The following is an 18,104-nucleotide window of genomic DNA, read 5'->3' on the forward strand; positions in this document are numbered from 1 at the left end:
CGTCAGCTCTTGGCGGTGGCGGCCTTGGGCTTGGTGACCTTGGCGGCGGCCGGGGCGGGCACCGTCTTCGCCGGGTCGACCGGGGCCGCGGTGACGACCGCCGCGTCCGCGCCCGGCTCGGCGGCGGGCTGCTCCGGGCGGACACCGACGCCCAGCTTCTCCTTGATCTTCTTCTCGATCTCGTCGGCCAGGTCGGGGTTGTCCTTGAGGAAGTTGCGCGCGTTCTCCTTGCCCTGGCCGAGCTGGTCGCCCTCGTACGTGTACCAGGCACCGGCCTTGCGGACGAAGCCGTTCTCCACGCCCATGTCGATCAGACCGCCCTCGCGGCTGATGCCGTGGCCGTAGAGGATGTCGAACTCGGCCTGCTTGAAGGGCGGGGCGACCTTGTTCTTGACGACCTTGACGCGGGTGCGGTTGCCGACCGCGTCCGTGCCGTCCTTCAGCGTCTCGATGCGACGGATGTCGAGTCGCACCGAGGCGTAGAACTTCAGCGCCCGGCCACCGGTCGTGGTCTCCGGGGAGCCGAACATCACGCCGATCTTCTCGCGGAGCTGGTTGATGAAGATCGCGGTGGTCTTGGACTGGTTGAGCGCACTGGTGATCTTCCGCAGGGCCTGGCTCATCAGCCGGGCCTGGAGGCCGACGTGGCTGTCGCCCATCTCGCCCTCGATCTCCGCGCGCGGGACGAGCGCGGCGACGGAGTCGATGACGATGAGGTCGAGAGCGCCGGAGCGGACCAGCATGTCCACGATCTCCAGCGCCTGCTCGCCGTTGTCCGGCTGGGAGAGGATCAGGTTGTCGATGTCGACGCCGAGCTTCTGCGCGTACTCGGGGTCGAGGGCGTGCTCCGCGTCCACGAACGCGACCTGACCCCCCGCCTTCTGCGCGTTGGCCACGGCGTGCAGGGTCAGGGTCGTCTTACCGGAGGACTCCGGTCCGTAGATCTCCACGACCCGGCCGCGCGGCAGGCCACCGACGCCCAGGGCGACGTCGAGCGCGGTCGACCCGGTCGAGATGACCTCGATGGGCTCCTTCGTCCGGTCGCCCATGCGCATGACCGCGCCCTTGCCGAACTGCCGTTCAATCTGTGCGAGGGCGGCTTCGAGAGCCTTCTCGCGGTCGGTACCTGCCATGGGTTCCACCCGGTTTGCTTGAGTCGATCGCTTCACGTCAAAGACGCTAACGCCTGCCACTGACAATGCGCCCCGACGCCGGTCCAGCCTGTGGATAACTCGGGGACTTCTCCGCCGAAACCATGCCGAAATACCACTGGAGTCCCCGCCGAGAACCCCGCCGGAGCCTCCATAAGAATGGATGTTCGATTTTCGTGTCAAGCGCACCACGCGCTACTCCTGTACTTCCCCGCAGGGTGCTCACCCACCGCTCACCCACGGACTCCGGGCGGTGCTCGGACAGGGACCGGGCGCGCGAGACGCGGGGCGGGGACGGGGGGCGAAGGGCGGGGACGCGGTGCGGGCGCGCGGGGCGGGGACGGGCGACGGCCGGAAATCGGGCGTACGCGGCACGCGGGCGGGAGCGCGCGGCGCGCTGGGGGGCGGCCGCCGGAAACGGAAGCGCGGCACGGCGATCCACACAACCCGGCAAGGCGTTCACCCGATCGTGAGTTTCCGCATGCCCGCGCCCGTCGTGCCGCGATGCTCGAAGAGGCGGCCGGTAGGCGGCGCCCCTGTGTGCCGTGGGTGGGAGAGCGCATGACACGTGAGACGGGACGACGCGGCCTGGACGAGCAGGCCGTGCTGCTGGCGGCGGGGTTGGCCGATCTGGCGGTGAGCACCCTGGGCACCGCCGTCGGTACGGTCCGGGGGCTGCTGCGCCGCTCGGACGCCGGAGCGCTTGCCGCGGAGGCCGAGCACGACCTCACCGCGCGCGGACGCCTGGTCCTGGATCGGTACGCGACCGTTCCCCCGGCCCATCTGGAGATCCTCGCCCGGCATGCCCTCGCCCGGCGGACCACCGCCGATGACTGACCGGTGGGACCCGGCCGGCTTCAAGATCCGCGTCGACGAGGTACTGCGCCGGTTCGTCGCCCAGGAGGCCGACCTGTTCGCGGCGGTCGATCCGCTCCTGGGCCCGGTGGCCGAACAGCTGGAGGCGGCGGTCGCGGACGGCAAACGGCTGCGGGCGGCGTTCTGCTACTGGGGCTGGCGTGCGGTGGGGCAGCCGGACAGCGACGCGCTGGTGCGGGCGGCGGCCTCCATGGAGCTGGTGCACGCCGCCGCCGTCGTGCACGACGACCTCATCGACGACAGCCCGCTGCGGCACGGGCGCCCCACGGCGCACATCGCCCTGCGTACCGCCGTACCGGCTCATCCGTGCGCCGACGGCACCGCGCGGTCGCTGGCGATGCTCGTGGGCGATCTGCTGATGTCACTGGCCGGGCAGCTGTTCGCGACCTGCGGTCTGCCCGCCGCCTATCTCGCCCGGGCCCGCCCCCTGTGGTCGCTGCTGGCCCGGGAGCTGATCGCGGGCGAGTGCCTGGAGATCCTGCGCACCGGGACCGGCCCGGACACCACGGCCTCGCTGAAGGTGATCCGCTACAAGACCGCCAAGTACACCGTCGAGCAGCCCCTGTTGATCGGCGGTGCCCTGGCCGGGGCGGGCGAGGGGCTGCGGGAGGGGTACTCCGCGTACGGGCTGCCGCTGGGCGAGGCGTTCCAGCTGCGCGACGACCTGCTCGGCCTGTTCGGGGAGCCGGAGCACACCGGCAAGGCCAACGCCGACGACGTGCGCGGCCAGCGGCCCACCGCGCTGCTCGCGGAGACCTGGCGGCTCGCCCGTGACGAGGACCGGGAGCGGCTCGGCGCGTTGCTCGGCAGCCGCGATCTGGGTGCGGAGGGCCTGGACGCGGTCCGCGAGGTGATGTGCCGGCTCGGGGCGCCCGACCGGATCGAGCGCATGATCGGCGCGCGGGTCACGGAAGCGCTCGACGCCCTGCACGCACTGAACGTGCCGGCCCCCGCCGCCGGCGCCCTGACCGCGCTGGCCCACTCGGCGGCGGTCCGCCTGTCCTGACACCCACCCGGTGGCACGGACGACCCCGCGAAGAGACTCCCGAAGAGACCCGCGAGAGACCCGCGAAGACAAGGAGCCCTGCCGTGACCCACACCGAGGCATCGTTGGACGCCCTCCGGCACGCCGGTGACGAACTCGCCGACGCCACGGTCGCCGCACTCTTCGAGCGCGGGGAGGTGGGCACGTTCAACACCCTGATGCGCTATGTGTCCACCGCCGGCGCTCCCCTGCCGGACGGGCTGCCCGACGTCGCGCGGGAGTATCTGGAGGCCACCCGGGTCCCGCCGTCGTGGGTGGACTGGGGCGAGATGGAGAAGGCCCGGCTGTTCTTCATCGACAACAACGTGCACATCGCGACCGCGCTCTCCTTCGCCTCCATGCCCGCCTGTTACGTCGTCCCGCGCATGGCGAAGCTGCTGTCGGCCACCCACGGGCTGAAGTACCCCTCCAAACGCATGGCGGAGACCGGCCAGTTCACCGTTTACCTGATGCAGCCGGACGCGTTCGAAGCCGGCAGCCGTTTCATCCCGGCCGCGCAGAAGGTGCGTCTGCTGCACGCCTCGATCCGGCATCACCTCAAGCGCGAGAACCGCTGGGACACCGAGGCGCTCGGCACGCCGATCTGCCAGGAGGACATGATCGCCGGGCAGATGTTCTTCTCGCTGCTGGTCCTCGACAGCCTGCACCGGCTGGGCATCCATCTGTCCACGGAGGGCGCGGAGGCGTACTACTACGCGTGGCGGGTGGTCGGCGCCATGCTCGGCGTCGACCAGGAGGCCGTGCCCAAGACCCTCGACGAGGCGCGCCGCTTCCTCGACCTCTACATGATCCGGTCCATGGGCCCCTCCGAGGAGGGCACGCACCTGACCCGGCAGCTCATCGACCTCTACGAGGAGGTCGTCCCCGGCACCTTCTTCGACCCGATCGTCTCGGCCCTCGTCCGCCACCTCGTCGGCGACACCTGCGCGGACTGGCTGGAGGTGCCGCGCACCCCGTGGGACACCGTCGTCAAGGCCGTACCGCACCTCCTCGGCGTCCTGGAGACCATCGAGGACCGCTCCCCGCTCGGCGCGTGGGCACTGGACCGCCTCGGCCACCTCACCGCCGTCTTCGAGCTGTCCTCCCTCACCCGTGGCCGCGTCATGCACTACGCCATCCCCGAACACCTCAGGAAGGACTACGGCGTCCCGGGCGCGGTGCCCCGCACCCGGCGGTGGACCCCGCCGGCCGCCACGGTCTCCTGACCGTCCGCACGCCTACTCCCCACGGCGTACGGCGGGTGTCTTCGGCCGGACGACGACCGCGCGGACGGCCCCCGCAAGGGTGGGCGCATGCCCTCCCCCCTGGAAAGTCCGTCCTCCGCGGAAACTCCGGCCGCCCTGGAAAGTCCGCACCGGAAGCCACCGGCGAGCCCCTTGCGCGGGGCCCGTCCCGCCGAGCGTCTCTGTCATGCGACCGGGGTGCTCCTCGTCCTCTCCGGCCTGGTGCACCTGGTGGTGTTCGCGGTGGACGGCGGCCCCTGGTACGGCCCGGTCTCCTGGCGCAAGCCGGTCACGTTCGGGCTCTCCTTCGGGCTGACGCTGATCGCGGTCACCTGGGTCACCTCGTATCTGAGGATCGGGGAGCGGCTGCGGACCGTGCTGCTCGTCGTGTTCGCCGCCGACTGTGTGGTGGAGGTCGGCGGGATCACCCTGCAGGCGTGGCGCCGGGTGCCCTCGCACCTCGACATGGAGACGCCGTTCGACACGGCGGTGTCGATGATGCTCGCGGTGGGCGGCGGGGTCCTGGTGGTGCTGCTCACCGTCTTCGCCGTGGTGTCGTTCCGGCGGCGACCGGCCGGTCCCGTGGGCATGGCGCTAGCCGTGCGCTCCGGGTTCGCGGTCCTGCTCGTGGCGCTGGCCTCGGGAGCCGCGATGATCGCGCGCGGGGTGGTGCTCGTCCGGACCGGTCACCAGGAGGCGGCGTACGACTCGACGGCCCCGCTCAAGCCGCTGCACGGGGTGAGTCTGCACGCGGTGCTGGTCCTGCCCGCACTGGCCTGGCTGCTCTCCCGTACCGCCTGGAGCGAACAGGTCCGGTGGCGGGTCGTGGCCACGGCGGTGGGCTGCTACGCGGCCGCCGTGGCCGCCGCCGGGGTGTGGGCGGTGCTCACCTACTGATCGTGGTGACCGCCCCTGGCCACGATGGTCCGTCACTGATCCCGGTGGCCGCCCCTGGTCGCGATGACCCGTCGCTGATCCCGTGGCCGCACTGATCGTGACGGCCATCACTGATCGTGGCGGCCGTCAGGCCGAGCCCTCCCGTGAGTCCTCGGCCGGCCGCTGCCATATCGCCCGCCACGCGCGCGTGAGCAGCCCGGGGCCGCCCGTGTCGCGTCGGGGGCGCCCGTTCACCCGGGGGTCGTCCGTGACGTCGTACCGCTTCACATAGGCGCTCAGGAACGCCTGGAGCGTGGCGACCGCGGGGATCGCGATCAGGGCGCCGACGGCGCCGAGGAGCGCGGTGCCCGCGATGACCGAGCCGAAGGCGACCGCCGGGTGGATGTCGACGGACTTGGAGGTCAGCTTGGGCTGGAGCATGTAGTTCTCGAACTGCTGGTAGATCACGACGAACACCAGCACCCACACCGCGTACAGCGGGTTCACGGTGAACGCGATCAGCATCGGCAGCGCGCCCGCGAGATAGGTGCCGATGGTGGGGATGAACTGCGAGACCAGGCCCACCCAGACACCGAGCACGGGCGCGTACGGCACGCCCAGGGCCTCCAGCAGGATGTAGTGGGCGATGCCGGAGATCAGCGCCATCACACCGCGCGAGTACAGATAGCCGCCGGTCTTGTCCACGGCGATCTCCCAGGCGCGCAGCACCTCGGCCTGGCGGGCGGGCGGCAGAACGGAGCACAGGGTGCGGCGCAGCCGGGGGCCGTCGGCGGCGAAGTAGAAGGCGAACAGCGTGATCGTCAGCAGCTGGAAGAGGCCGCCGAGCACCTGCCCGGAGACGTCGAGCACGCCGGCCGCGCTGTTCTGCGCGTACTTGCGCAGCCAGTCGGAGTGCAGCAGGCCTTCCTGGACGTCGACCCGCTTCACGTCGGTGTGGAAGGTGTGGTTGACCCAGTTGATGACCGAGTCCAGGTAGTCCGGGAAGTCTTCGACGATCTTGATGATCTGGCCGGCCAGCATCGAGCCGAGCAGCGTGACGAATCCCGCAGTGGCGATGGCCAGGCCGAGGAAGACCAGGAAGGTCGCGACCCCCCGGCGCGTTCCGCGTGCGGCCATCCAGCTCACCGCGGGCTCGATGGCGAGCGCCAGGAAGAACGCGATGAGGATGTTGATCAGCAGGCCGGTGAGCTGGTGGAAGGCCCAGCTGCCCAGCTGGAAGGCGGCGATGAGGGCGAGCGCCAGCACCATGGCGCGCGGCAGCCAGCGCGGCATGCGGGCGCCCGGTACCGCGGCGCCGGCGGCCGGGGGTCCGGCGGGCGGCGTCGTGTCGACCGTGTCGACCGGGGATGCGTCCTGGGCGGTCCGCCCGTCGTCGTCAGTGGGTGCCACGGTGCAAGTCTCGCCGACGGCACTGACAACGCGTGGCCCGTATCCGATCTTTGTGCACGCTCAGCGCTTCTCCCCGGGAATGTTCATGACCGTGCAGACCACACGCCACACTTCCTTGGCCTCCCAGCCGGCGTTCAGCGCCTCGTGCACCGTGAGTCCGCCGAGCTCCGTCATCACATGATCGCGCGCGAAGGTGTCGGCGTACCCGGAACCGAAGTGTTCCGCCATCCGCTGACAGAAGACCGTCAACCGCATGACACCAGTATCCCGCCCCTGAGAGTGGGCCCTGCCCGGGACCGCCTGCCGAGACCGCTTTCCGCCCTACGGTCTGACGCATGGCCGAAACCGGAGCTTCCCCACTCCCCCCTACGCCCCCGGCGCACTCCCCGCTCCTCCGCGCCGAACAGTTCATGTGGCTCACCGCGCGCGTGCTGGAGCAGCGCCTCTTCGCGTACCACTTCCTGAACGGCAGCCCCGATCCGGTGGAGACGGCGCTGGACGCCTACCGCAACGAGGACGGCGGGTACGGCCATGCGCTGGAGCCCGATCTGCGCGGTCCGGTGAGCCAGCCGCTGCACACCGGGCACGCGCTGGCCGTCCTGGACGCCATCGGGCGCTGCGGCGGGCAGCGGGTGGAGCGGGTGTGCCGCTATCTGACGTCCGTCTCCACGGCGGACGGGGCGCTGCCGGCGATCCGTCCGAGCCAGCGCGGCTATCCGGCCGCCCCGTTCATCCCGATCAACGACGACCCGCCCAGTGAGCTGCTCGCCACCGGCCCTGTGGTGGGGCTGCTGCACCGCAACGAGGTGTGGCACGCCTGGCTGTTCCGGGCCACCGACTTCTGCTGGGAGGCCGTGGAGTCCCTGGAGAAGTCGCATCCCTACGAGATCGAGGCCGCCGTCGCCTTCCTGGACGCGGTACCCGACCGCGCCCGGGCGGAGGCGGCCGCCGACCGGCTGGGCCGCCTGGTGCGCGAGCACCGGCTGGCCGCGCTGGACCCGGAGCATCTGGACGCGTACCCGGTGGCGCCCGGCTACGCCCCCGGCGAGCACCACTTCCCGCACGACTTCGCGAAGGCCCCGCACTCGCTCGCGCGCGCGTGGTTCACCGACGAGGAGATGGCCCGCTCGCTGGACCACCTCGCCGCCGAGCAGCAGGAGGACGGCGGCTGGCCGATCGGCTGGCTCCCGTGGGCGCCGACCACCGCCCTGGAGGCCCGCCCGGTGGTGACGATCTCGGCGCTGCGCACCCTCAAGGCGTACGGCCACTTCGTGGGGTGACCCATCTCTCAGCCGCCCACCCCAGCCCCGCTCAGCCCCGCTCAGCCCGCGATGGCCCGCACCCCCGCCGTCACCAGCACGGCCGCGCCGACGACGACCAGGAAGGGCGCGCGCAGCACCAGCGCCACGGCGGCCGCCCCGAGCCCCGCGGCCCGGGCGTCCAGCACGAGCGTGTGCCCGTCGGCGAACGTCTGCTGGGCCGTGAGGGCGGCGAGCAGGGCCACCGGCAGCAGGGCGGCCAGCCGCCGCACCATCGGCCGCTCCAGGACGCCCGCGGGCACCAGCAGCCCGGCGAGCTTGACGGCGTAGCAGCCGAGGACGGTCGCGGCGATCGCGATCCAGGTGTTCAACGGGTCTCCTCGGAAGCGTCGTCGCGGGTACGGCCGGACCGGCGGCCGGAGACGTACAGGGCGGCCGGCGCCGCCAGCGCGGCCGCCAGGACCGGCACCCCGGCGGGCAGCACGGGCAGCAGGCCGAGCCCCAGCAGCACGGCGAGCGCGGCGACCGCGCGGTCGGTCGTGGTCTTCAGCATGGGGGCGAGCAGCGCCAGGAAGACAGCGGGCCCGGCCGCGTCCAGGCCCCAGACACCGGTGTCCCCGACGGCCTTGGCGCCGAGCGCGCCGAGCAGGGTGGTGAGGTTCCACAGCACGTACAGGCTGAGTCCGGTGACGGTGAAGCCGATCCGCGCGGCGCGCCGCGTCGGCTGGGCGAGCGTCACCGCGGTGGTCTCGTCGATCACCCACTGGGCGGCCAGCGGCCGCAGCGCGCGCGGGAGGGCCAGCACCTGCGACAGACGCAGCCCGTAGAACGCGTTGCGCACCCCCAGGAAGAAGGCGCCGGCCGCCGCGGTGAGCGGGTTGCCGCCGGCCGCGAGTGCCCCGACCAGGGCGAACTGGGAGGCGCCGGTGAACACCAGGAGGCTGAGTACGCAGGTCTGGAGCAGGCCGAGCCCGCTGCCGGCCGAGGTCACTCCGAAGGCGAACCCGGAGAGTCCCACGGCGACGCCGACTCCGAGGGCGTCCCGGACGACGGCGGAGTCCGGTTTCGGCTCGCCTTCGCCGCGTATGTCTGTGAGTGCTGTCTGCTGTGCCACGCCCAGGACGCTACGTACCGCCGTCCCGCGCGTCTTGTACGTTCTTGCGCCCGCTCGGGCGGGCACCGGGACCGCGCTTGCGCTGGTGCGCCACCGGATCGCGCCCGCGCGGGTCCGCTCCGGGACCGCGTTCGCGCTGGTAGGCCCCCGGTGGGACGCCGACGATCCGGGCGAAGTGCCGGTTGAGGTGCGGCTGGTCGGTGAAGCCGACGGCGACGGCCGCCTCGGCGGGTGCCGTGCCCGCGTCCAGCAGCAGCCGGGCGCGGCGCACCCGGGCGTCGGTCAGCCAGGTGTGCGGGGGCATGCCGTAGGCGTCGCGGAACGCCCGCAGCAGCGCGAAGGGGCTGGTGCCGAGGTCGGTGGCGAGCCGCTCCAGGGTCGGCGGCCCGGCCATCCGCTCCTCCAGCACGGCACGCGCGCGTGCGGCGAGCTGCGCGCCGGCGGTGCGGACCTGCCGCTGCGGCAGCGGGCCGCCGTTCGACCGCAGCAGCCGGGTCACCGCCACCCGGAGCAGGGTGTCGGCGGCGAGCGCGTTGCCCTCGTCGGCGGCGCGCAGTACCCGGTGCACCAGGGCGACGCAGTACGGGTCGTCGAGCATCGGGCTGACGAAGCCGGGGGTGCCCCGGATCGCGGTGGTCTCCGCGGCGATCGCCGCCACCAGTTCCGGGGACGGGTAGACCGCCCCGTACCGCCAGCCCTCGGGGACCGCGGCCCGGCCGGTGTGCGCGGTGTCGGGATTGACGAGCGCGAGCGCCCCGGCGCCGACGGTCACGTCGGACCCCCGGTGCCGGAAGACCTCGACCCCGTCCACGATCCCGGCGATCACGAAGTGCTCGTGGGTGTGCCGGACAAACGTCTTCCGGACATACCGGGCGCGCAGCAGATCGACATCGGGCAGCGCCTCGTACCGCCAGTGCCGCGCCCGCTCCCCGGATCCCGCCATGCGGCCATTGTCCACCCTGCCCGACTCCGTCCGCATCCCCGTTTTCGCAGGTCAGGCTTATTGTCAGTGGCCGGGTGCAGGATTGACCCATGGCGAAATCCGCACACCGGGCCCTCGACGGCTTCTCCCCCGCGACCCGCGGCTGGTTCACGGGGGCGTTTTCCGCGCCCACCGCGGCCCAGGCGGGCGCGTGGCAGGCCATCGGGGCGGGCTCGGACGTGCTGGTGGTCGCCCCGACCGGCTCCGGCAAGACACTGGCCGCCTTCCTCGCGGCCCTGGACCAGCTGGCCTCGACCCCGCCCCCGGCCGACCCCAGGAAGCGCTGCCGGGTGCTGTACGTGTCGCCGCTCAAGGCCCTCGCGGTCGACGTCGAGCGGAACCTGCGCAGTCCGCTGACCGGTATCCGCCAGGAGTCCGTGCGCCTCGGTCTGACCGAGCCGGAGGTCAGGGTCGGCATCCGCTCCGGCGACACCCCGCCCGCCGAGCGCCGCGCCCTGTCCACCCGCCCACCGGACATCCTGATCACCACCCCGGAGTCCCTGTTCCTGATGCTGACGTCGGCCACGCGCGACGCGCTGACCGGCATCGAGACGGTGATCCTGGACGAGGTGCACGCGGTCGCGGGCACCAAGCGCGGCGCGCATCTCGCGCTCTCCCTGGAGCGGCTGGACGAGCTGCTGCCGAAGCCCGCCCGCCGCATCGGCCTGTCGGCGACCGTCCGCCCGGTCGACGAGGTGGCCCGCTATCTCTCGCCGCGCCGCAAGGTGGAGATCGTCCAGCCCGAGTCCGGCAAGGAGTTCGACCTCTCCGTCGTAGTCCCCGTGGAGGACATGGGCGAGCTGGGCGGCTCCCCGGCCACCGACGCCAAGGAGGGCGGGGACCGGCCGTCGATCTGGCCGCATGTGGAGGAGCGGATCGCCGACCTGGTCCAGGCCCACCGCTCGACGATCGTCTTCGCCAACTCGCGGCGGCTGGCGGAGCGGCTGTGCAACCGGCTCAACGAAATCGCGTACGAGCGCGTGACCGGCGAGCCGCTGGACGAGCACCACTCCCCCGCCGAGCTGATGGGCGGCTCGGGCGCGGCCCAGGGTGCCCCGCCGGTCATCGCCCGCGCGCACCACGGCTCGGTCTCCAAGGAGCAGCGGGCCCTGGTCGAGGAGGACCTGAAGGCCGGCCGGCTGCCCGCCGTGGTGGCCACGTCCAGCCTCGAACTGGGCATCGACATGGGCGCGGTGGACCTGGTCGTCCAGGTCGAGTCCCCGCCCTCGGTGGCCTCCGGCCTGCAGCGCGTCGGCCGCGCGGGGCACCAGGTCGGCGCGGTCTCCACCGGCGTGGTCTTCCCCAAGTACCGGGGCGACCTGGTGCAGGCGGCCGTGGTCACCGAGCGGATGCGCACCGGCTCCATCGAGTCCCTGAGGGTCCCGTCCAACCCCCTCGACGTGCTGGCACAGCAGCTGGTCGCGATGACCTCGCTGGACACCTGGCAGTTCGACGACCTGCTGGCGATGGTCCGCCGCGCGGCTCCCTTCGCCTCGCTCCCGGAGTCGGCGTTCACCGCGGTCCTCGACATGCTCGCGGGCCGCTATCCGTCCGACGCCTTCGCCGAGCTGCGCCCGCGCGTGGTCTGGGACCGGGTCGCGGGCACCGTCACCGGCCGCCCGGGCGCCCAGCGCCTCGCCGTCACCTCCGGGGGCACGATCCCCGACCGCGGCCTCTTCGGCGTCTTCCTCGCCGGTGCCGACCCCAAGAAGGGCGGCGGCCGGGTCGGCGAGCTGGACGAGGAGATGGTGTACGAGTCCCGGGTGGGCGATGTCTTCACCCTGGGCACCAGTTCCTGGCGCATCGAGGACATCACGCGCGACCGCGTCCTGGTCTCCCCCGCGCCCGGGGTGCCGGGCCGTCTGCCCTTCTGGAAGGGCGACCAGCTGGGCCGCCCGCTCGAACTGGGCCGCGCGGTGGGCGCGTTCCTGCGCGAGGTCGGCTCGCTCGCCAAGGACGACGCCCGGCTGCGCCTGCTCGCGGCGGGCCTGGACGCCTGGGCGGCGGACAACGTGCTGTCGTACCTCGACGAACAGCGCGAGGCCTGCGGCCATGTCCCCGACGACCGGACGATCGTCGTGGAGCGCTTCCGCGACGAACTGGGCGACTGGCGGGTCGTCGTCCACTCCCCGTTCGGCGCGCAGGTCCACGCCCCGTGGGCGCTGGCGCTCGGCGCCCGGCTGTCCGAGCGGTACGGCATGGACGCCCAGGTCATGCACGCCGACGACGGCATCGTGCTGCGCCTGCCGGACGCCGACCTGATGGGCCTGGACCTGCTCGACCAGGCCCCCACGAAGGCGGGCACCGAATACGACGCCGAGCAGGCACCCGTCGGCGCCGCGGACGTCGCCTTCGACAAGGGCGAGGTCGACCAGATCGTCACCGACCAGGTCGGTGGCTCGGCCCTGTTCGCCGCCCGGTTCCGCGAATGCGCGGCCCGCGCGCTGCTGCTGCCCCGCCGCAGCCCCGGCAAGCGCACCCCGCTGTGGCAGCAGCGTCAGCGTGCCGCCCAACTGCTCCAGGTGGCGAGCGAGTTCGGGTCCTTCCCGATCGTCCTGGAAGCGGTCCGCGAGTGCCTCCAGGACGTCTTCGACGTGCCGGGCCTGGTCGAGCTGATGGGTGACCTGGAGTCCCGGAAGGTCCGTCTGGTCGAGGTCACCACTCCGGAGCCGTCCCCCTTCGCCCGGTCCCTCCTGTTCGGCTATGTCGCCCAGTTCCTGTACGAGGGTGACTCCCCGCTCGCCGAGCGCCGCGCGGCCGCGCTCTCCCTGGACTCCCGGCTGCTGGCCGAGCTGCTCGGCCAGGCGGAGCTGCGCGAGCTGCTCGACGCGGACGTGCTGACCGAGCTGGAGCGCGAGCTGCAGTGGCTCACCGAGGACCGCCGGATCAAGGACCCGGAAGGCGTCGCCGACGTGCTGCGGCTGCTCGGGCCGCTCACGGACGCCGAGTTGGCCGAGCGGGGCGCCGAGCCGCACTGGGCCAAGGAGCTGGCCGGTGCCCGCCGGGCGATCAAGGTCCGGATCGCCGGCGCCGACCACTGGGCGGCGATCGAGGACGCGGGCCGGCTGCGCGACGCGCTCGGCACGGCCCTGCCGGTCGGTGTCCCCGAGGCGTTCACCGAGCCGGTGAAGGACCCGCTCGGCGACCTCCTCGCCCGGTACGCGCGCACGCACGGCCCGTTCACGTCGGCCACGGCGGCGGCCCGGTTCGGGCTCGGAGCCGCGGTCACGGACGGCGCGCTGCAGCGGCTCGCCGCGGGTGGCCGGGTGGTGCAGGGCGAGTTCCATCCGGCGGGCATCGGCCAGGAGTGGTGCGACGCGGCCGTGCTGCGCAGGCTGCGACGCCGCTCCCTGGCCGCGCTCCGGCACGAGCTGGAGCCGGTGGCACCGGCCGCGCTCGCCCAGTTCCTGCCCCAGTGGCAGCACATCGGCAAGGGGCACGGGCTGCGGGGCGTCGACGGACTGGTGCGCGCCGTCGAGCAGTTGCAGGGCGCGTCGGTGCCCGCGTCGGCCCTGGAGAAGCTGGTCCTGCCGTCCCGGGTGGCCGGCTACACGCCCTCGATGCTCGACGAACTCACCGCCGCCGGAGAGATCGTGTGGGCCGGCGCGGGCGCCCTGCCGGGCAAGGACGGCTGGGTCTCGCTGTATCTGGCGGACGCGGCCCCGCTGCTCCTGTCACCGCCGCACCCCCTGGAGCTGACGGCCCTCCACCAGTCCGTCCTGGACACCCTCTCCGGTGGCTACGGCCTGTTCTTCCGCCAGATCGCCGACCAGGTCCGCGCCACCACCCACCCCGACGCCACCGACCCCCAACTGGCCGACGCCGTCTGGGACCTGGCCTGGTCCGGCCGGCTCACCAACGACACGCTGTCCCCGATGCGCGCCCTGCTGGGCTCGGGTCGTACCGCGGGTGCCACGGCCCATCGCGCCAAGCGCACCGTCCCGCGCGGCCGCTACGGCTCCCTGACGGCCGCCGCCCGCACCGCCTCCCGCACCGGCCCGCCGACCGTCGCCGGCCGCTGGTCCCTGCTCCCGCAGCGCGAGCCGGACACCACAGTGCGCGCCCATGCCCTGGCCCGCACCCTGCTCGACCGGCACGGCGTGGTCACCCGGGGAGCGGTCGCGGCGGAGGGCGTCGAGGGCGGCTTCTCGGCGGTGTACCGCATCCTGTCGGCGTTCGAGGAGAGCGGGCAGGCCCGCCGGGGTTACGTCGTCGAGGGGCTCGGCGCGGCCCAGTTCGCGATGGACGGCGCGGTGGACCGGCTGCGCGCTGTGTCCAACGCCCGCGAGCGCGGCGAGACGCTGCCGGGCACCTCTTTCAAGAACGGCGGCCCAGCGGCTCACGCGGCCTTCGGAAACGGCGGCTCGGTCACCTCCGCCGCCTTCGGCACCGAGACCCCCCTCGGCCCCATCGACGAAGCCGAGTTCCCCGGCCTGGACGGCGACTTCACCTGGCCCCCCGAGCCCCCCTCCGCCCCCGGCGACTACGTCTCCCCCAAGGACCTCGCCCCGGCCGACCCCTTCGCCGCCCCCGGCTACGGCGGCCCCCGCGGCGGCAGCCCCGCGAACCCGTACACCTACGGCAACCACCACACCCGCACCCCGGCCGTCCCCGACCCCAGAGCCGTGGTCCTCGCCGCCGCCGACCCCGCCAACGCCTATGGCGCCGCCCTCCCCTGGCCCGAGCCCCCGACCGGCGCCGGTCACAAGCCGGGCCGCAAGGCGGGCTCGCTGGTCGTCCTGGTGGACGGCGAACTGACCCTCTACATGGAGCGCGGCGGCAAGACCCTGCTGGCCTGGCCGTCCGCCCCGGACATGGACACCGGCGACGACCCCCGCCTGCGTACGGCAGCCGAGGCACTCGCGGCCGCCGCCCGCGCCGGCACCCTCGGCACGGTGACGGTGGAGCGCGTCAACGGCGCCACGGCCCTGACCTCACCCCTGGGCACCCTGCTGGAAGGAGCGGGCTTCATCGCGACCCCGCGCGGCCTGCGCCTGCGGGCGTGACCCGCCAGGAACATGAACACCGCACCCCCGTGCGCCGCACGCGCCACCGCCACCCGCGCCCGTGCCCCCACCGCGCGCTCCACGCCCCCGTGTCACCCTTGACCCATGCCCGAAGGTGACACGGTCTGGCAGGCCGCGCGGCGCCTGCACGACGCGCTCGCGGGCAAGGTGCTGACCCGCAGCGACTTCCGGGTGCCCAAGTACGCCACCGTCGACCTCACCGGCCGTACCGTCCTCGGCACCATCCCGCGCGGCAAGCATCTGCTCACCCGCTTCGAGGGCGGCCTGACCCTGCACACGCATCTGCGGATGGAGGGCGCGTGGAAGGTCTACGGGAGCAGCGAGCGCTGGAAGGGCGGCCCCGCCCACCAGATCAGGGCCGTTCTCGGTGCCGCCGACCGCACGGCCGTCGGCTACCGTCTCCAGGTCCTGGAGTTCCTGCGCACCGGCGAGGAGGAACGCGCCGTGGGCCACCTCGGCCCCGACCTGTTGGGCCCCGACTGGAACCCCGACCGCGCCCTCGCCAACCTGCTCGCCGACCCCGCCAGCCAGCTCGGTGAGGCCCTGCTCGACCAGCGCAACCTCGCCGGCATCGGCAACATCTACAAGAGCGAGCTCTGCTTCCTGATCGGCGCGACGCCCTGGCTCCCGGTCGGTGCGCTCCCCGCCGACCGGGCCGCGAAACTCCCCGGCCTCGCCAAGCGCCTCCTGGAGGCCAACCGCGACCGCCCGGTCCGCCAGACCACGGGCCTGCGCAACCAGGACCTGTTCGTCTACGGCCGCGCACCCCGCCCCTGTCTGCGCTGCCACACCCCGATCCGGGTGGCCGACCAGGGCGACGGCTCCCGTGAGCGCCCCACCTACTGGTGCCCCGTCTGCCAGACCGGCCCCGCCCCCGGCTCTCTGGGCACCCCGAGAAGCCGCTCCCGCCCGACTGATTGACGACCCGTCAGAAACGCTCGTACCGTCCCCTCATGTCCCTCAAGGCGTACGACCTCACCGGACGCACCGCATTCGTCACCGGGGCGGCCGGCGGTATCGGCCGGGCTTCCGCCGTGCTGCTCGCCGAGGCGGGCGCGACCGTGCACTGTGCCGACCGGAACGCGGAAGGCCTGCACGAGACAGCCACCTTGATCAAGGACGCCGGCGGCACCGCCCACACCCACACCGTCGACGTCACCGACCGGGCGCAGCTCGGACAGGCCGTACGGTCCTGCGAGCGGCTGGACGTCATGGCGGCGATCGCCGGGATCATGCACCGCAGCCCGGTGCTGGAGACCCGCGACGAGGACCTCGACCGGGTGCTGGACGTCAACTTCAAGGGCGTCCTGCACTCCTGCCAGGAGGCGGCACGCCTGATGCTCGACCGGCAGACCGGGGGCAGCATCGTCACCATGGCCTCCGGTGCGATCGACACCGGCGGCCCCGGCCTGCTCTGCTACGGCGCCGCCAAGGCGGCCGTGGTCCAGCTGACCAAGACGCTCGCGAACGAGGTCGGCCGGCACGGCATCCGCGTCAACGCGGTCGCCCCGGGCTGGACCCGCACCCCCATGACGGATCGCGACGACGGCGAGGAGCAGCGGCAGACGGAGGCGTGGATGGCCCGGATGTCGCCCCTGGGCCGGGTCGGCGAGGCGGCGGACGTCGCACACGCCGTGCTGTATCTGGCCTCCGACGCCTCCTCGTTCACGACGGGCCAGATCCTGCGCCCGAACGGAGGGGTCGCGATGCCCTGGTAGCGCCCGGTATCCGCCAGGCGGCCCGCCACCGCCCGGGGCCCAGGGCCCCCGCCGCCCGGGTCCTCGGCACGCAGTTGACCGGCAGCAGGCTCAGTCCCCACCCCCCGGCGGCCACGGCCCCCTCCAGGGCCCCGGCGCCGTCGGCGAAGGTGATCCGCAGCACGGCCCACCACCACACCGCCGCGAATCCCAGGGCAACCCCCCAGCGCACTATCCGTCCCACCATGGCCGCCACCTCCAGCCGGACGCTAGAACGCCGCCCGGTCCACCGGGGAGGCGCACCGAGGGCTCACCGATGCAACGGCCGTCGGCCGGCGTCGGCCACAGCTACGCGTTCTCCGCCTGGAACATCCAGTGATGTTTCTCCAGATCCGCCGTGATCCCGATGAAGATGTCCTGGGAGACCGGATCCGGCTCCGCGGTGGCCATGACCCGCCCCCGCATCCGGGTGATCACCGCGCCCAGCGCGTCCACCAGGGCACCCACCGCGTCCGAGTCCTTGACCCAGCCCCCGGGGGCGTTGGCGATGCCGCTGTCGGCGGCCACCGTGGCCGCGCGTCCGTCCGGTGAGACGCCCAGCGCCGAGGCCCGCTCGGCGACCGTGTCGGAGTGTGTCCGGGCCGTGCCGACGACCTCGTCGAGCTGGAGGTGGACGGTCCGGAAGCGGGGGCCGACCACGTTCCAGTGGATCTGCTTGGCGATCAGTGCCAGGTCCACGAGATCGACGAGGGCGCCCTGGAGCGCCTCGGCCACGGTCTTCAGGTCCGCGTCGGACAGCGGGCTCTTCACGACGTACATGCGTCTCTCCGGTCGTTTCGCCCCCTGTCGGTCCCTCCACCATGACCGCACCACCGGACACCGGCAAATGGACGCACACCGCCGGCACGCATACGAAGGCCCCGGCCACGCCTCCCCAGGTCTGCCTGGAGAAGCCCCGGCCGGGGCCTCGCACACTTCTTCGACGCCGGGTCGGCGCCGCGTCGGTCTACGCCCGCACAGGCGTCACGCGGCGACCACGTCCACTGCCTCGGCGGGCGCCTTGATGGTCACCCGTTCCGGTGGCACACCGGTCACCGAGACGCTTCCCAGCATCGGGCGAACCGACGTGGGCACGGACTCGGTGGCCTGAGCGGACTGGGCCAGCTCGGCGAGAGCGAGTTCGTCGCTCACTTCTCGCATGAGCTCGGACATCCGTACGTCCAGCGCGTCGCAGATGGCGGAGAGCAGCTCGGAGGAAGCCTCCTTCTGCCCCCGCTCCACCTCGGAGAGATAGCCGAGTGAGACTCGGGCGGACGAGGAGACTTCGCGCAGAGTACGGCCCTGGCGCTGGCGCTGCCGACGCAGCACGTCACCCAGCAGGCGACGGAGCAGAATCATCGGTGGCTCCCTCCTCGGACCGCGTAGCCGCATCCTTCACGCCCCA

At 73.0% G+C, this 18,104-nt stretch carries 16 protein-coding genes; 8 read left to right on the forward strand and 8 right to left on the reverse strand.

The window, feature by feature from the left end; genetic code table 11:
• Positions 1–2: 2 nt before the first annotated feature.
• Positions 3–1,133 (reverse strand): recombinase RecA, encoded by a 1,131-nt coding sequence (gene recA, locus ACFWXC_RS11300; RefSeq protein WP_384476611.1) that lies wholly within the window; start codon positions 1,131–1,133, stop codon positions 3–5.
• 579 nt (positions 1,134–1,712) lie between these two features.
• On the opposite strand from recA, the gene ACFWXC_RS11305 reads away from it, so the two are divergent.
• The 4 genes from ACFWXC_RS11305 (at position 1,713) to ACFWXC_RS11320 (ending at position 5,192) form a co-directional block, all read left to right on the forward strand.
• On the forward strand, positions 1,713–1,988 hold the full coding sequence (locus ACFWXC_RS11305) for a polyprenyl synthetase (RefSeq protein ID WP_384476614.1): 276 nt from the start codon (positions 1,713–1,715) through the stop codon (positions 1,986–1,988).
• Entirely contained in the window at positions 1,981–3,033 is a 1,053-nt protein-coding gene (locus ACFWXC_RS11310) for a polyprenyl synthetase family protein (RefSeq protein ID WP_384476617.1), read from the forward strand. Before ACFWXC_RS11305 ends, ACFWXC_RS11310 begins: the two co-directional genes overlap by 8 nt.
• 83 nt (positions 3,034–3,116) lie before the next feature.
• On the forward strand, positions 3,117–4,277 hold the full coding sequence (locus tag ACFWXC_RS11315) for an oxygenase MpaB family protein (protein WP_384476620.1): 1,161 nt from the start codon (positions 3,117–3,119) through the stop codon (positions 4,275–4,277).
• An 87-nt stretch (positions 4,278–4,364) separates the two neighbouring features.
• Positions 4,365–5,192 carry a hypothetical protein gene (locus ACFWXC_RS11320; RefSeq protein WP_384476623.1) on the forward strand — a complete coding sequence of 276 codons (828 nt, stop codon included), beginning with the start codon at positions 4,365–4,367 and terminating at the stop codon, positions 5,190–5,192.
• Between the two features lie 126 nt (positions 5,193–5,318).
• Here the strand turns inward: ACFWXC_RS11320 and ACFWXC_RS11325 are convergent, their stop codons facing one another.
• Complete coding sequence (locus ACFWXC_RS11325; RefSeq protein WP_384476626.1) at positions 5,319–6,581, reverse strand: AI-2E family transporter; 1,263 nt, start codon at positions 6,579–6,581, stop codon at positions 5,319–5,321.
• Between the two features lie 60 nt (positions 6,582–6,641).
• Positions 6,642–6,836: a DUF3046 domain-containing protein gene (locus ACFWXC_RS11330; RefSeq protein ID WP_384476629.1), complete on the reverse strand. Its 195-nt coding sequence runs from the start codon at positions 6,834–6,836 to the stop codon at positions 6,642–6,644.
• An 80-nt stretch (positions 6,837–6,916) separates the two neighbouring features.
• Between ACFWXC_RS11330 and ACFWXC_RS11335 the strand changes: the two genes are divergently transcribed.
• Positions 6,917–7,861, forward strand: coding sequence for a hypothetical protein (locus ACFWXC_RS11335; protein WP_384476632.1), 945 nt, complete (start codon positions 6,917–6,919; stop codon positions 7,859–7,861).
• Between the two features lie 41 nt (positions 7,862–7,902).
• Here ACFWXC_RS11335 and ACFWXC_RS11340 read toward each other — a convergent pair whose 3' ends face one another.
• The 3 genes from ACFWXC_RS11340 to ACFWXC_RS11350 are packed head-to-tail and all read right to left on the reverse strand — an operon-like array spanning position 7,903 to position 9,897.
• Positions 7,903–8,211: an AzlD domain-containing protein gene (locus ACFWXC_RS11340; RefSeq protein WP_384476635.1), complete on the reverse strand. Its 309-nt coding sequence runs from the start codon at positions 8,209–8,211 to the stop codon at positions 7,903–7,905.
• Entirely contained in the window at positions 8,208–8,954 is a 747-nt protein-coding gene (locus ACFWXC_RS11345) for an AzlC family ABC transporter permease (RefSeq protein WP_384476637.1), read from the reverse strand. Before ACFWXC_RS11345 ends, ACFWXC_RS11340 begins: the two co-directional genes overlap by 4 nt.
• Before the next feature lie 10 nt (positions 8,955–8,964).
• Positions 8,965–9,897, reverse strand: a complete 933-nt coding sequence (locus ACFWXC_RS11350) for an AraC family ligand binding domain-containing protein (RefSeq protein ID WP_384476640.1) — start codon at positions 9,895–9,897, stop codon at positions 8,965–8,967.
• Between the two features lie 89 nt (positions 9,898–9,986).
• On the opposite strand from ACFWXC_RS11350, the gene ACFWXC_RS11355 reads away from it, so the two are divergent.
• From ACFWXC_RS11355 to ACFWXC_RS11365, 3 genes are all read left to right on the forward strand, one after another.
• Positions 9,987–14,942 carry an ATP-dependent helicase gene (locus tag ACFWXC_RS11355; protein WP_384476643.1) on the forward strand — a complete coding sequence of 1,652 codons (4,956 nt, stop codon included), beginning with the start codon at positions 9,987–9,989 and terminating at the stop codon, positions 14,940–14,942.
• A 105-nt stretch (positions 14,943–15,047) separates the two neighbouring features.
• A complete protein-coding gene (locus ACFWXC_RS11360; RefSeq protein ID WP_384476646.1) occupies positions 15,048–15,884 on the forward strand; it encodes an Fpg/Nei family DNA glycosylase in 837 nt (278 codons plus the stop codon).
• A gap of 32 nt (positions 15,885–15,916) precedes the next feature.
• Positions 15,917–16,681 (forward strand): SDR family NAD(P)-dependent oxidoreductase, encoded by a 765-nt coding sequence (locus tag ACFWXC_RS11365; RefSeq protein ID WP_384476649.1) that lies wholly within the window; start codon positions 15,917–15,919, stop codon positions 16,679–16,681.
• A 327-nt stretch (positions 16,682–17,008) separates the two neighbouring features.
• Here ACFWXC_RS11365 and ACFWXC_RS11370 read toward each other — a convergent pair whose 3' ends face one another.
• Together ACFWXC_RS11370 and ACFWXC_RS11375 are read right to left on the reverse strand one after the other, a co-directional pair.
• The gene (locus tag ACFWXC_RS11370; RefSeq protein ID WP_384476651.1) at positions 17,009–17,479 is read right to left on the reverse strand and encodes a Dps family protein; all 471 of its coding nucleotides are present in this window, start codon (positions 17,477–17,479) and stop codon (positions 17,009–17,011) included.
• 204 nt (positions 17,480–17,683) lie between these two features.
• Complete coding sequence (locus tag ACFWXC_RS11375) at positions 17,684–18,058, reverse strand: helix-turn-helix transcriptional regulator (RefSeq protein ID WP_351709886.1); 375 nt, start codon at positions 18,056–18,058, stop codon at positions 17,684–17,686.
• Positions 18,059–18,104 lie beyond the last annotated feature (46 nt).

Origin of the sequence: Streptomyces sp. NPDC058683 (assembly GCF_042716195.1) — a bacterium.
Lineage (GTDB): Bacteria > Actinomycetota > Actinomycetes > Streptomycetales > Streptomycetaceae > Streptomyces.